The 12,420-nt window shown below is 71.9% G+C and carries 14 protein-coding genes; 7 read left to right on the top strand and 7 right to left on the bottom strand.

The annotated features are described in order from the left end of the window. Positions 1 to 148: 148 nt before the first annotated feature. Both EAE32_RS04895 and EAE32_RS04890 read right to left on the bottom strand, forming a co-directional pair. The gene (locus EAE32_RS04895) at positions 149 to 484 is read right to left on the bottom strand and encodes a hypothetical protein (protein WP_121845970.1); all 336 of its coding nucleotides are present in this window, start codon (positions 482 to 484) and stop codon (positions 149 to 151) included. A 112-nt stretch (positions 485 to 596) separates the two neighbouring features. Continuing rightward, positions 597 to 2,171: a Mur ligase family protein gene (locus EAE32_RS04890; protein ID WP_121864342.1), complete on the bottom strand. Its 1,575-nt coding sequence runs from the start codon at positions 2,169 to 2,171 to the stop codon at positions 597 to 599. Positions 2,172 to 2,393: 222 nt separating this feature from the next. Here EAE32_RS04890 and EAE32_RS04885 point away from each other — a divergent pair, with 222 nt between their 5' ends. The 4 genes from EAE32_RS04885 (at position 2,394) to EAE32_RS04870 (ending at position 5,224) form a co-directional block, all read left to right on the top strand. Then, positions 2,394 to 3,104, top strand: a complete 711-nt coding sequence (locus EAE32_RS04885) for an LppP/LprE family lipoprotein (RefSeq protein WP_121864341.1) — start codon at positions 2,394 to 2,396, stop codon at positions 3,102 to 3,104. Positions 3,105 to 3,329: 225 nt separating this feature from the next. After that, positions 3,330 to 3,884: an LppP/LprE family lipoprotein gene (locus tag EAE32_RS04880; protein ID WP_121864340.1), complete on the top strand. Its 555-nt coding sequence runs from the start codon at positions 3,330 to 3,332 to the stop codon at positions 3,882 to 3,884. 194 nt (positions 3,885 to 4,078) lie between these two features. Continuing rightward, on the top strand, positions 4,079 to 4,408 hold the full coding sequence (locus tag EAE32_RS04875; protein WP_121845966.1) for a hypothetical protein: 330 nt from the start codon (positions 4,079 to 4,081) through the stop codon (positions 4,406 to 4,408). A gap of 3 nt (positions 4,409 to 4,411) precedes the next feature. Beyond that, complete coding sequence (locus EAE32_RS04870) at positions 4,412 to 5,224, top strand: nitroreductase family protein (RefSeq protein WP_121845965.1); 813 nt, start codon at positions 4,412 to 4,414, stop codon at positions 5,222 to 5,224. Between the two features lie 62 nt (positions 5,225 to 5,286). On the opposite strand, the gene EAE32_RS04865 is transcribed toward EAE32_RS04870, so the two are convergent. From EAE32_RS04865 to EAE32_RS04850, 4 genes are all read right to left on the bottom strand, one after another. Continuing rightward, positions 5,287 to 6,030: a class I SAM-dependent methyltransferase gene (locus EAE32_RS04865; RefSeq protein ID WP_276309562.1), complete on the bottom strand. Its 744-nt coding sequence runs from the start codon at positions 6,028 to 6,030 to the stop codon at positions 5,287 to 5,289. Next, a complete protein-coding gene (locus EAE32_RS04860; protein ID WP_121864339.1) occupies positions 6,027 to 7,271 on the bottom strand; it encodes a type III polyketide synthase in 1,245 nt (414 codons plus the stop codon). Before EAE32_RS04860 ends, EAE32_RS04865 begins: the two co-directional genes overlap by 4 nt. Positions 7,272 to 7,316: 45 nt before the next feature. Beyond that, the gene (locus EAE32_RS04855; protein ID WP_121845963.1) at positions 7,317 to 7,682 is read right to left on the bottom strand and encodes a PH domain-containing protein; all 366 of its coding nucleotides are present in this window, start codon (positions 7,680 to 7,682) and stop codon (positions 7,317 to 7,319) included. A 153-nt stretch (positions 7,683 to 7,835) separates the two neighbouring features. After that, positions 7,836 to 8,321 carry a pyridoxamine 5'-phosphate oxidase family protein gene (locus tag EAE32_RS04850; protein ID WP_121845962.1) on the bottom strand — a complete coding sequence of 162 codons (486 nt, stop codon included), beginning with the start codon at positions 8,319 to 8,321 and terminating at the stop codon, positions 7,836 to 7,838. 354 nt (positions 8,322 to 8,675) lie between these two features. On the opposite strand from EAE32_RS04850, the gene EAE32_RS04845 reads away from it, so the two are divergent. Both EAE32_RS04845 and EAE32_RS04840 read left to right on the top strand, forming a co-directional pair. Further along, on the top strand, positions 8,676 to 9,311 hold the full coding sequence (locus EAE32_RS04845) for an HhH-GDP family DNA glycosylase (RefSeq protein WP_121864338.1): 636 nt from the start codon (positions 8,676 to 8,678) through the stop codon (positions 9,309 to 9,311). 276 nt (positions 9,312 to 9,587) lie between these two features. Continuing rightward, on the top strand, positions 9,588 to 10,850 hold the full coding sequence (locus tag EAE32_RS04840; protein ID WP_121864337.1) for a glycerophosphodiester phosphodiesterase family protein: 1,263 nt from the start codon (positions 9,588 to 9,590) through the stop codon (positions 10,848 to 10,850). Between the two features lie 91 nt (positions 10,851 to 10,941). On the opposite strand, the gene EAE32_RS04835 is transcribed toward EAE32_RS04840, so the two are convergent. Then, the gene (locus tag EAE32_RS04835) at positions 10,942 to 11,541 is read right to left on the bottom strand and encodes a TetR/AcrR family transcriptional regulator (protein WP_121864336.1); all 600 of its coding nucleotides are present in this window, start codon (positions 11,539 to 11,541) and stop codon (positions 10,942 to 10,944) included. A gap of 84 nt (positions 11,542 to 11,625) precedes the next feature. On the opposite strand from EAE32_RS04835, the gene EAE32_RS04830 reads away from it, so the two are divergent. Next, positions 11,626 to 12,288 (top strand): GAP family protein, encoded by a 663-nt coding sequence (locus EAE32_RS04830; RefSeq protein WP_121846766.1) that lies wholly within the window; start codon positions 11,626 to 11,628, stop codon positions 12,286 to 12,288. The last annotated feature ends 132 nt before the right edge of the window (positions 12,289 to 12,420 follow it).

Here is a 12,420-nt window from a genome sequence, read left to right as displayed (position 1 = left end):
AATAGACCGTCGTTCCGACCCGCACGGGAACCACCTGTGTGCCACCTCTCCGCTCCCTCCCCCGGGCGCCGCGGACGGCCGGGACCACGGGTCGCCGGCCGTCCGTTGCGGGAGGAACTGCACGCTGTCGTGCGGGGTCCCCGCGACGTCACTCCATGGGATCCGCTGGGTCTTCCGCGCCGTCCTGGAGGGACCGGTTGACCTCACGGTCCGCCTGCGGATCGTCCACGAGCGCCTGGATCTCCGGGTCCTCGGTCTCGGGGGTGCTGGCCGGCTCGAGCACCGTGTCCTCCTCAACGACCTGCTCCACGCCCGCCTCCTCGGGATGGCGCAGGGGATCGGCGTCCTCACCCCACTGGGCGTCGTCCTCCTCCCAGGCGGAGTCCTCGTCACCGGTGGTCTCGATGAGCTCGTCCTCGCGGAACGCCTCGTCCGCGGCGTCCGGGGTGTCCAGGGGGTTCGGGTCCGGGATGGGCTGCGTCATGGTGTGCTCCTTGCCAGGTTCTCGACCGGCGCGCGGTCGCGCGCACGCACAGACTACGGCGGGCCGCCCAGGGGTCACCACCCCCAGCACCGGGAGCACCTTCTCCCCGCTCTCACGACGACGCCGCCCCGCCCCTGGGTGCGGCGGCCGCGAGCACCTCCTCGCGGTCCACGAACGGGACCCGGCCACCCTGCGGCCCGATCTCCATCCAGCGTTCGTGGCCCTTGCCGTAGAGCGCCACCGTGTCGTCGGGGCCGGCGAGTTCCAGGGCGGTGCGGATCGCCTCCCTGCGCGATGCCGTCTCCACGACCTGTGGCTCGGGCAGACCGGCGGCCCGCCGGGCCCGCACGCCCGCCCGCACACCCGCCATCACCTCCGCACGGATGGCGGCGGGGTCCTCGGAGCGGGGGTTGTCGTCCGTGACCAGCACGACGTCCGCCCCCGCCTCGACCACGGCGCGGCCCGTCAGGGGACGCTTGGCCCTGTCCCGGTCCCCGCCGCTGCTGGCCGTGACCACGAGCCTGCCCCGGGTCCTGGCACGCAGCGCGGACACGGACTTGGCGGTGGCGTCCGGCGTGTGCGCGAAGTCCACCAGCACCGTGGGCCCGTGCGGGCCCAGATCCACCCGGTCCATCCTGCCGGGTACGCTCACGGGCCCGTCCAGGGCGCGGGCCACCTCCGGCTGGGAGCACCCGGCGCCGAGGAGCACGAGCGCGGCCACGGCGGTGTTCACGCGGTTGTGCTCCCCCGGCAGCGGTGAGCGCAGCGGCAGCTTCCCCCGTGACCCCCGCAGCGTGAAGTCGTCCGAGCCCGGAGTCCCGTGCACGCGCCACGTGGCGGCCGCCTCGGTCCGGGTGCTCAGGGTCGTGGTCTCCAGCCCCCTGCTGCGGGCCAGGCGGTCGAGGCACCGCCCGGCGTCGTCGTCCACCACGATCACCGCGCGGGACGCGAAGTCCGGCGTGAACAGGCGCGCCTTGGCCCGGAAGTAGGACTCCATGCTCCCGTGGTAGTCCAGGTGCTCGTGCGTGAGGTTCGTGAAGGCCACCGTGTCGAAGCGGATGCCGGTGACACGCTCCTGGTCCAGGGCGTGGCTGCTGACCTCCATCACGGCCGACCGGTTGCCCGCCGCGCGCATCCTGGCCAGCAGCTCCTGGGCGTGGGGCGCCGACGGGGTGGTCATGCCACTGGGCTCGCGCTGCGTGCCCACCACGGTCTCCGGTGTGCTCAGGAGACCGGGGCGCCGCCCCAGTTGCTGCATCGCCGCCTCCAGGATGTACGCCGTGGTGGTCTTGCCGTTGGTCCCCGTGATCCCGAAGACCGGCAGGTGACGGGAGGGATGGCCGTGCAGCAGGGACGCGAGCGGCCCCAGCGCGGCGCGCGGGTCCGCGACCACCAGCAGCGGGACGCCGGGGGCGTCGCGCAGGACCCGTGCCCCGGCGGGATCGGTGAGCACCGCGCTCGCTCCGGCGGCCACGGCGTCCTCGGCACGCGCCGCCCCGTGCCGGCGGCGCCCCTGCAGCGCCACGAAGAGGTCCCCGGGGCGCACCTCCGTGTGGACCTCCGAGATCCCGCCGATCCGAACCGCGGCAACCTGCTCCGCCGCGCGGGTGCCTGGCACAAGCGTGGCTCCCGCGTGGATCGCCAGCTCTTCGACGGTCAGACCCGTCACCTGGCGCATTCCCGCCATGCGGTTCTCCCCCCGTTGACATCGGTGACCCGGCAGCCCCGGGTCATCAGGCTACTGATGGAAGCGGCAACGGGCCTCCCGGTATTCCACCCACCCCAGGACGAAGCCGGGACCCGACACATTCCATGCAATGACATGGTGGGATTGCACTCGCGAATGAAAGGGGGCACGCTGTAGCCGTCCCGCGAGAACGCGGGGGCACGATGGCACGAGAGGCCTCCCATGAACCGTTCCCGCACACTCGCCACGGCGGTCACGCTCCTCGTCCTCGGCGCGGGCACCCTCACCGCGTGCGGCAGCGACAGCACCGACGAACCCCGGTCCATGTCCACCACCTCGGTGATCGACGACGGGCCCACCTCGGGCATCCGCTCCGAGGCGGCGTCGCCCGCGGCGGAGAGCACCCAGGACAGCGCGCCGACGCCCGAGGTGACGGACCGGCAGACGGAGATGGCGTCCCCCGCCGGGGAGGCGGTGGGGAAGCAGAACGCCTCGAAGTCGGCGGAGCCGTCGGAGTCGTGCGCGGACTCGAACGCCACCAAGGCCGTGAACGACAACATCGGCAAGGTGCCCCCGCCTTTCCCGGACGGTCACCAGAAAACCGACTGGGTGGCCATGGACCTGAGCACCTACGACTCGTGCTCGACGCTGTCCTGGGTGACCCTGTCCATCAAGAGCGCCACGGCGTCCTCCCCCTACACCCAGATGCTGTTCCACAACGGCGACTACCTGGGCACCACCACGTCCCAGGCCATCGGCTTCTACCCGACCACGGACCGACTCGACGACTCCTCCATCCAAGTGACCTACACCTACGTGGAGGGCAACGAGAGCAACGCCGATGCCAGCGGGCGCGCGGTCTCCACCTACACCTGGAACGAGTCCACGGAGTCCATCGACCACGCCGGCGAGTGGCCCCCGGGCATCGGCTGAGACACGGGGCACCGCCCGGTCACGGGTCCGGTCCAGCACCGTGACCCAACCGTGACCTGGCGCACATCCCCTCACTGACGTGGGAGGACACCGCCGGTTCCGGGCAGCGGTCGAGCGAAATCCCTCCGAACCCGCCGTTTGCTATTGCACATTATTGGCCGAGCCCCCCAGTGTGGAACCAGGTCGCCGAACGGTGATCGTACGGAAAACACCAGGAGTCACGTCATGGGACACCTCATCCGTCTTTCCACCCGCACCACCGCTGCCGCCGCAGGAGCCCTCCTGCTGGCCGGGGGCATCGCAGGACCCGCCACCGCGTCCGCACCCGCCCCGGAGTCCAGGCCGCAGGCCGCCTCCGACGGCTGCCCCAACGACTCTCCCGACTACGCCCTGCGGACGGCAGCTCCCCTGCTCCCGCCGCCGTTCGGCCCGGACGAGCCGAACAATCCCGGGTGGGCCATCGACTCGGCGGACACCTCCACCTACGACGGCTGCGCTGACCTCTCGTGGATCTCCGTGGTGGCCGCCGGCGGCACCGTGTCCTCCCCGGAGACCATCATGCTGTTCTCCAACGGCTTCTACCTGGGCACCGCGTCCGCAACCCACTTCGGCTTCGAACCGAAGGTGGAGCGCGTGGACGACGCCACGCTCAAGGTCACCTACCGGTACCCGCTCGAGGGAGACGCCAACGCGGCGCCCCGCGGCAGGGCCGTCTCCACCTTCCACTACGACGCCGCCACGGGTCGCGTGGTGCACTCCGGGGAGTTCCCCCCGCAGTGAGCCGCTCGGTGCACGTCGTCGCTGCACGCGTGCGGGGCCGCCCACCGATCCGGTGGGCGGCCCCGCACGTGGTGTGACCCTGTCCCAGCCCGGAACCGACGCCCTGACCGCTCCTGCCACACATCCGGCACCGTTCGCCCCGCGTGACGTGTGACACGATGAGGAGAGAGGGACCGCCGTCGCGAAGGAGAGCCATGAACCCTGTGCGCACTCTCGTCACGGCCGCCGCCGGGGCGTACGCCGCCAACTGCGCCCTGGGCACGTCCGTGGCCGCCGGGTGGGTGGACACCTCGGACGTCCGCTGGGTCCACCACGGCCTGTACACCACCACCGCCTGTCTCACAGCGGCGGCCTGCGCCGCGGGGCTGCGGAACCGGTCGGCGACGTCGCTGGCCCTGCTCCCCACCCTGGCTCCCCTCGTCCTGCTGCAGCGCCACGGTGCCCGGCCGCTGCGGCGCCACACCCGGGACGCCCTCGCGGCGGCCCCCTGCTACGCGGCCGGCCTCGTGCTGGCCTGGAGGTGAATCGTGGAATTCCTGGACGCGGTCTTCAACCGCAGGACCACCAACGGCCCGTTCCGCCCGGACCCCGTGAGTCCCGAGCACCAGCAGCTGCTGATCCGTGCGGCGGCCGCGGCGCCGTCGCAGTTCAACAGCCAGCCGTGGCGGTTCGTGCTGATCGAGGACCGGGGCACCATCGAGACCATCGCGCGCATCAGTGGCGAGAGCATGACCGAGGTGATGGGCGCGGGCACGTTCTTCGACCGCTACAAGAAGTACTTCCGGTTCAGCCAGAAGGAGATGGACACCCTGCGCAGCGGCATGCTGTTCGACAGGCTGCCCGCCCTGCTGCGCCCGTTCACCTCCAGGGCGTTCACACCGTCCGGCCAGGCGCTCATGAACAAGCTGCGCGTGCCGCAGACGCTGGGCGAGGAGAACCGCAAGCTCGTGGCGGGTTCACCCCTGCTGATCGGGGTCATGCTGGAGCGCGGCGAGTACCGCCCCGAGGAGCTGTCCGGCTTCTACTCGGTGTTCAGCATGGGTGCGGCCATGGAGAACCTGTGGCTGACCACGGTGGAGCTGGGCATGGGCATCCAGTTCGTGTCCTTCCCCATGGAGGCCCCGCACCAGTGGCAGCGGATCGTGGACATGCTCCACGTCCCGGAGGACCTGGAGCTGATGGCGGTCTACCGCCTGGGCTACGTGCCCGAGCGCACCCACCGCCCGGCGATCGACTGGTCCAGCCGCGAGCGCAAGCGCCCCTCCCAGTTCGTGTTCCGGGAGACGTGCGACACCCCGCAGCAGGGCTGGGACCAGGACACGCGGCCCGGCTCCGCCTGAGTTCGGTCCTGCCGGCCCGCGCGCGGCCACGTCCGGCCCGGGCGCTCCACGGCTGCCTGGTCTCAGTCCCGGCCCGCCCGAGCGGGGGCCGGGTTCCGGGCGGTGTGCACGGCGAGCAGCCGGAAGAACCGCTGCCGCACGACCCGCCACCCCGGGGGCAGTGCTGCGGCCAGTTCCGAGGGGGTGTGGCTGCGGCGGATCGAGAGCAGCCCGTCGAAGCGCACGAACGTCCGGGCGCGTGCCAGGGGCAGGGTGCCCAGCCAGTAGAGCACCCACGCGGCGCGGCTGCGGCGCAGGTCGTTGTGCACCGCAACCCCCGTGGTGAGGGCCCGGGAGTCCTCGAGCACCGCCGCGAGGCCGGAGGCTCCCAGGTGGTGCAGCAGGTGGTTGGAGAGCACCGCGTCGAAGCGCTCCCCCGCGGCCACGAGCTCCCCGCTGGCCACGGCCCGGTAGTCGATTCCCGCACCGCGGTCGTGGGCGCGGGCCCACCGGATGGCCCGCTCGTCCGGGTCGATGGCGGTGACCCGGGTGACCACCCCGTCCCGGGCGGCCCAGCGCGAGACGGCCCGCGCGACGTCGCCGCCCCCGCAGCCCACGTCCAGGACCGTGGCCACCCGGCCCTCCCGCGCGGCCTGACGCAGCACGGGCCGCAGGAACCGCCGGTAGACCGGGCGCCACGAGGCCACGAGCGGGTTGATCACGCCGAACAACCGGTAGGTGTTGTCCAGGGCCACGGGATCGCACGCCGGGTCGTCCATGAGCTCGGGTTCGGAGACGGAGCGGGTGCGCAGCAGGGGATCCCTCACCGCGCGACGTCATCCCCGGGGAGCACGCGCAGCAGCGCGCTCTCGATGCTGAGACCCGGGCCGAACGCCATGGCCGCCACGTCACCGGGGGTGGCCGTGCGCAGGATGCGGGCGAGCACGAAGAGGATGGTGGCGCTGCTCATGTTCCCCACCTCGCGCAGCACGTCCCGGGAGGGTGCCATCTGCTCCTGCGTGAGGCCGAGCCGGCCCTCCACCCTGTCCAGGATGCTGCGCCCGCCCGGGTGCACCGCCCACCGCGGAATGTCCTCGACGGAGCGTCCCGTGCGCTCGAGCAGCGGCGACAGCGCATCCGTGACGTGGTCGTCGATGATGCGGGGCACGTAGGTCCCCAGGATCATCTCGAAGCCCTCGTCCCCCACGCTCCATGCGAGCTCGTCCTCGCCCACCGGAGCCAGCGTGGTCTCGAAGTCCACGAGCTCCAGTGCGGGCCCCGTCCCCGCGACGTCCCGGGCCGTGACGACGGCGGCGGCCGCTCCGTCCGCGAACAGGGCATTGCCCATCACGGTGTCCGGGTCGTTGCGCACGTGCAGGTGCAGCGTGCACAGTTCCACGTCCACCACGAGCACCACGGCGTCGGGATCCGCGCGGCACGCGGCGTGGGCGGCCTGCAGGGCGGGAAAGGCGGCGTTGCAGCCCATGAACCCCAGGTGCATGCGCTTGACGTCCGCGGGCAGGCCGAGGTCCTTGGTCACCCGCACGTCCGGGCCGGGAGCGAAGAACCCGGTGCAGGACACCGTGAGCACGTGGGTCACGTCCGCCGCGGTGACTCCCGGGAACGTGGCCTCCAGCGCCCGGCGTGCGGCTGCCACGAACATGCGCCGGGCGTGCTGCGTGTAGAGCTGGTTCCGGGCGTGCGTCCCCGGCGAGAGCAGGTGCCCGGTGGCCGGGTCCACGAACGGCGACGGCGCGGCGTCGCCGTTCGTGGACGCCACGGGGCGGTGCGCGGCGCGCTGGGGTGCCCGGGCGTCGTCGTCCACGGTGAACCGTTCGGCACCCGCCGTGGGCGCGGAATCGGGATGGGACGCGCTGGCGGCCGCGACACCCAGCTCCGGCAGAACGGTGTGGCGCGTGGCCACCCCGGCGCCGCCGAACGCGGAGCGCACGAGCCGGGAACCCAGCCGGGTCATCCCCGGCTGCTCGGCGAAGAGCCGCGTGACGTCCTCCTGCCGGATCACGGTCTCGGGCACGAGGGTCTGGATCGTCAGCATGCGAACGGTCATGCCCCATGGTAGGCGCCGCTCGGCGCGGGACACCTCCGGCGCAGGTCAGCCGAGCACGGACCGGGAAATCAGCTGGTCCAGGGCCTGCACGTCGATGTTGCGGCCCACGTTGATCTTGACCGTCCCCGCGCGCGTCCAGAGCTGGATCTCGGCGTTCACGTCCAGGGTGCCCGCGTTCTCGGTGGACCACATGCTGATGCTCGAGTAGGGAATGGAGTAGGTCTCGATCTTCTTGCCCCGCAGCCCCTGGGCATCCCGCACGATGAGGCGCCGGTTCGTGAAGGTGGCGGTGTCCCGCACGGTCTTGAAGGATGCGACCGGCGACTCCCCCGGCACCAGGTACGGCGCCATTTCGGAGGGGAAGTCGATCTGGTTCAGGAAGGTCCAGCCGCTGTTGAGGGAGGTCTCCATCGTATTCCGTGTCCTTTCAGCGCCCACCGCCGCGGGCTGGGTCGTGCATTCGTCAGCCCCTGCCCGGGGCCGGCTTGCCCTGGGTGGGAACGGGATGGCGACAGGGGCCGCGCCCACCGCCGGCGAGCGCGGCCCCCACTCATCAGGTGTGGATCAGAGATCCACCACCTCGTTCTCCCCGTTCACGGTCTCGCCCGTGACCTTCGCCTTGAGGAGGTTGGCCACCTGGGTGACCTTGCTGTTTCCCGGGCTGTCCCAGTACTCGGCGGTGTCGCCGTCCACCTCGATGAGGATGTTGTTGGGGTTCTCCGGCCCGCCCTCGAGCCAGGAGCCCGAGAAGGAGCTCCACAGCTCGCGCAGCTTGTCCGTGTCGTTGACGATCCGAGCCCTGCCGCTCAGCGACACCCACGCACCGTTGCCCGAGTAGGCGACGTTCACGTCGGGGCGTTGCGTGATGCTCAGGGCCTGCTCGGAAGAGCGCTCGGCAATGAAGCGCACCGTGCCGTCGAAGTCCACCTCCTGCGTGGCCATGGGCTTGGAGATCAGGTGCCCGTGGTCGTCCACGTGGGTGAGCATGGCGATGCCGGTGCCCTTGATGATCGAACGGACCTTGTCGATGTTCTCGTTGGTCTCTGCCATGGCGCTGCCTTCCGTTGTGTCCGGTTGAAGAGCTCACCGCCGCCCGAGGGCGCCCGGGGGCACCTGCTCACGGGGCGGCATCATTCATCAGTGTATTCACCGACTCCGACCCGCACGAGGGTCTCGGCCACCAGCGGAATCGCCCCCTCCCCCGCGGCGTGAGGCGCGTCCGCGCGGAGGCGCCGGCCGCCGCGGGTGGGCAACACGCCCGACTTCCGTGCGGTCTCCCCCGGCCCGTAGGGTGGTTTCCCGTTCCGAGACCGGGCGACCCGGTAGCGCAAGTCCCGCGGCGCCGTCGTCCCCGTCCCGTCCCCGAGCAGCACCCGCCCGGGCCGCACCGAGAGGTACGCCGCCGTGACACGAACGCACGCCGAGACCGTGGCCGCCCTGCTGGCGCGGCACGACCGCACCTATGGGCAGGAGGCGGGGATCGCCCTGGAGGATTCCCCCGCTCCCCTCTACCAGCTGCTCGTGCTGGCCAACCTGCTCTCCGCGCGCATCGGCGCCGGGGTGGCCGTGGCGTCCGCGCGGGAGCTGTTCGCGGCCGGGTGCCGCACTCCCGAAGCCGTGCGCGCCGCGCCCCGCCGGAAGCTCATCGCCGCGCTGGGTCGGGGTGGCTACGCGCGCTACGACGAGCGCACCACCACCATGCTCCGGGACGGCGCGGACCTGCTCCTGGACACCTGGAGCGGTGACCTCCGACGGCTGCGCGAGGCCTGCGACGGTCCGAAGGACATCCTGAAACGGCTGCAGGAGTTCCCCGGCATCGGCCCCACCGGCGCCGCCATCTTCGCGCGCGAGGCGCAGGGGGTCTGGCCCGTCCTGGCCCCGCACCTGGACAGGAAGGCGCTCGACGGCGCCCGGCGCCTCGGCCTGCCGCAGGACGCCTCCGCCCTCGCGGACCTCGTCACCCCCGAGCAGCTGCCCGTTCTCGCCTCGGGGCTGGTGCGCGTGGCCCTGCACCGGGGCGCGGACGACCCTCTGGGCTGAGCGCCCGCGCCACCCGCTGCCCCACTGCGACCATCCGTCCGAGAGGCTGGACCGATCTCACCCGCACACACCCGGCCGGGCTGCACCCGGGCGCCCCTGCATGCCCGCTCCACCCCCGCTCACTGCCCCGCGCGTTCCGGACCCCCGTGCGGGTTTCACGTTCCCGTCACGTTCCGGACCGCTCGCTGTTACGCGGGGGTAGCACCGTGGCACGCGTTCGGCCCCGGCGGTGCCCGGCGCCCCGGACCCACCCATTCCCCTGACGGAAGGCACAGCATGACCCCTCACCCCGCTCCCGCGCTCCGCCGCGCCGGCACCGCAGCCGCCCTCTCCCTCGCGGTCCTCGCACCGCTCTCGGCGCCCACGTGGGCCTCCGCTCCGGCAGCGCCCAGCTCGTCCGAGCAGACCGTGACCGCGCCCCAGCCCGCACCCGCCCCGCTGCTGGTCGGCCACCGGGGAGCCGCGGGCACCGCCCCGGAGAACACCGTCTCCGCGTTCACCCAGGCCCGCGACGCCCGGGCCGACTACTTCGAGCTGGACGTCCAGCTCTCCGCGGACGGCGTGCCCTTCGTCTTCCACGACGACGTCCCCGCCCGCACGACGAACGTGGCGCAGGTCTTCCCGGGGCGGGAGAACGACCCCATCACGTCCTTCACCTGGGCCGAGCTGCAGCAGTTGGACGCCGGCTCCCACTTCTCCGGCGCGTTCGCGGGCGAGAAGATCCCCCACTTCGACGACGCCGCCCGGGTGGCCACCGAGCGCACCGGCGTGTTCGTCGAGATCAAGTCCCCGGAGAACTCCCCGGGCATCGAGAAGGTCGTGGCGGACTCCCTCCACGGGAATCCCGCGTGGGCCCGGTTCGCGCACTGCGGCAAGGTGGAGGTGCTGGGCTACGACGCGGCGTCGAACCAGCAGTTCGCGCGTCTGGCACCGGAGGTCCCGCTGCAGCAGCTCATGGACACGGTGCCGGATGCCGCGACCCTCGCGCAGGTCGCCACGTACGCGGACAACTTCGGCACCGACTACCGCCTGCTGGACGCCGCAGGGGTGGGGCGCATCAAGGCGGCGGGGCTCGGTGCCGGGGTGTACACGGTGGACTCGACCGCGGCCTACGACCGGATGGTGGCCCTGGGGCTGGACCGGGTCACCGGGGACTTCCCCGTGCAGTTCACCCGCCACGCGCAGGGCCTGGACTCGTTCCCGGACAGCACGGGCGTGCGCGTCTCGGGCGCGGTGAACGACGTCCTCGGCGGGGACCTGCAGCCGGAGAACGGGGAGCACGTGGTCCTGCAGAACACCTCCGCGCTGGCCGTGGACGTCTCCGGCTACCGGGTCCGGGACACCAAGGACAACACCCTCACGGTGGGCCCCGGCTACGTCCTGGCCCCGGGGCAGCAGCTGCGCGTCTACACCGGGCCCGGCACCAACCGTGCGGACGCCTACTACAACGGCCTGGCCACCGAGGCCCTGGACGACGAGGGCGACTCCGTGGCCCTGTGGTCCTCCGCGGGCACGCTACAGGACACGTTCTCGAACTGAGGCGCGGCACCACGCACCGACGGGCCGGGGCAGGTCGTTCGGTCCCCGGCCCGTCGGCGTGGGGAGAGGACGGCCCCGGTGTGCAGACCCGTCAGTCGCTCACGATGAGGGACAGCCCCCGGTCGAGCGCAGCCTCCATCTCCACGCCGACGTGGCCCGGTGCGTTGAGATGGTCGAGAGTCAGACCGTTGACCAGCGCCGTGACCAGAGGTGCGGCCACACCCGGTGTGAGCCCCGCTCGGAGCCTGCCCTCGTGCGCTGCACGCTCCAGGGCCTCCTGCACCATGGACCGGAACAACTCCGTGTGAGCCCAGTAGGGCTCCACCAACCACTCCCGTGTGGAGGCCGCCGCCCCGAAACTCACCCACACGGCCGCGTCCTCGTGCCGTACACCGTCCAGTGGCAGGAGCTCCCGCAGTGTGCGCGTCAGCGAAGCACGGCAAGTGTGCACCCCCCGGGCCTGCGCCACCCGCTGCACCTGACGCTCCACGGAGCGGTCCAGGGCCGCGAGCAGAAGCTCCCGGCGGGAACCGAAGTGGTACTGGACGGTCCCCGCGGACAACCCGGATTCCTGCGCGACGCTCCGCACGCTCACCACGTCGAATCCCTGCCGGTCGATGACCCGGATGGCCGCCTCCGCGATCCGCTCCCGCGTGGGAGTGGTTCCCGGCCCCTCTGCTGTGCCCCTCATGTCCACCTCATCTCTCATACAAGTGTATGGTGCAGGTGTCTCATACAATCGTACGAGAACAGCTCACCGTCGCGAGGAGGCGTCGTGGGAGACATCCTGCCGCTGATCGGCCTGGCCCTGCTGGACAGCATGAGCCTTGGAACCCTGGTGATTCCCCTGGTCCTCGTCATCGCCCGGAGGCGCGTGGACGTGGCACCCCTGGCGTTCTACTTCGCCACCGTCCTTCTGATCTATTTCGCCCTGGGAGTCGCGATCGCGCTCGGGTTCGACATCCTCTCGGATGTGGCATCCCACCTGTGGGCCAGCGCCCCGGCCCAGTGGTTCAAGCTGATCGCCGGAATCGGGCTGCTCCTCTTCGGAGTTCTCGCCCCCGATCCCGCCAAGCGGTCCCGTCCCCGCCCGGCACCGCGATCCCTGCACCCGGGAGCCATGATCGCGCTGGGAGCAGGCGCCTCCCTGACCGAGGCGGCGACCATGGTCCCCTACCTCGCCGCCAACGGGATCATTACCGCCATGGACATCGGGTGGCCCGCACGTCTTGTCCTGCTCGCGGGATACTGCGTGATCATGATCCTGCCCGCCCTGGTTCTCATCGGCGGCGCGGCGGTGCTCGGTGACCGCATCTGGCCCAAGCTGGACACCCTGATCCCCACCCTGGAGAGGGAAGCCAAGATCACGTTTCTGTGGGTCGCCGGGCTGGTGGGCCTGTGGATGGCAGTCGAAGGATTCGCCGCGCTGCGCCAGTGACAGCCCCCGCTGATCCCTCGCCCCCCCCAGGTCTGTGACGTGTGGCATACTCGCCTGCAGACGGCGCGACCCAGCGCCCAGCCCGCGCACGGACCCCAGCTCCCGCGCCGTGGCGAAGGGGAGAGAATTCTC

The sequence above is a fragment of the Kocuria tytonicola genome, assembly GCF_003687175.1.
Classification (GTDB): Bacteria; Actinomycetota; Actinomycetes; order Actinomycetales; family Micrococcaceae; genus Kocuria; species Kocuria tytonicola.
Note: the sequence above shows the minus strand (reverse complement) of the source record. Positions and strands in the feature narration are given on the sequence as shown.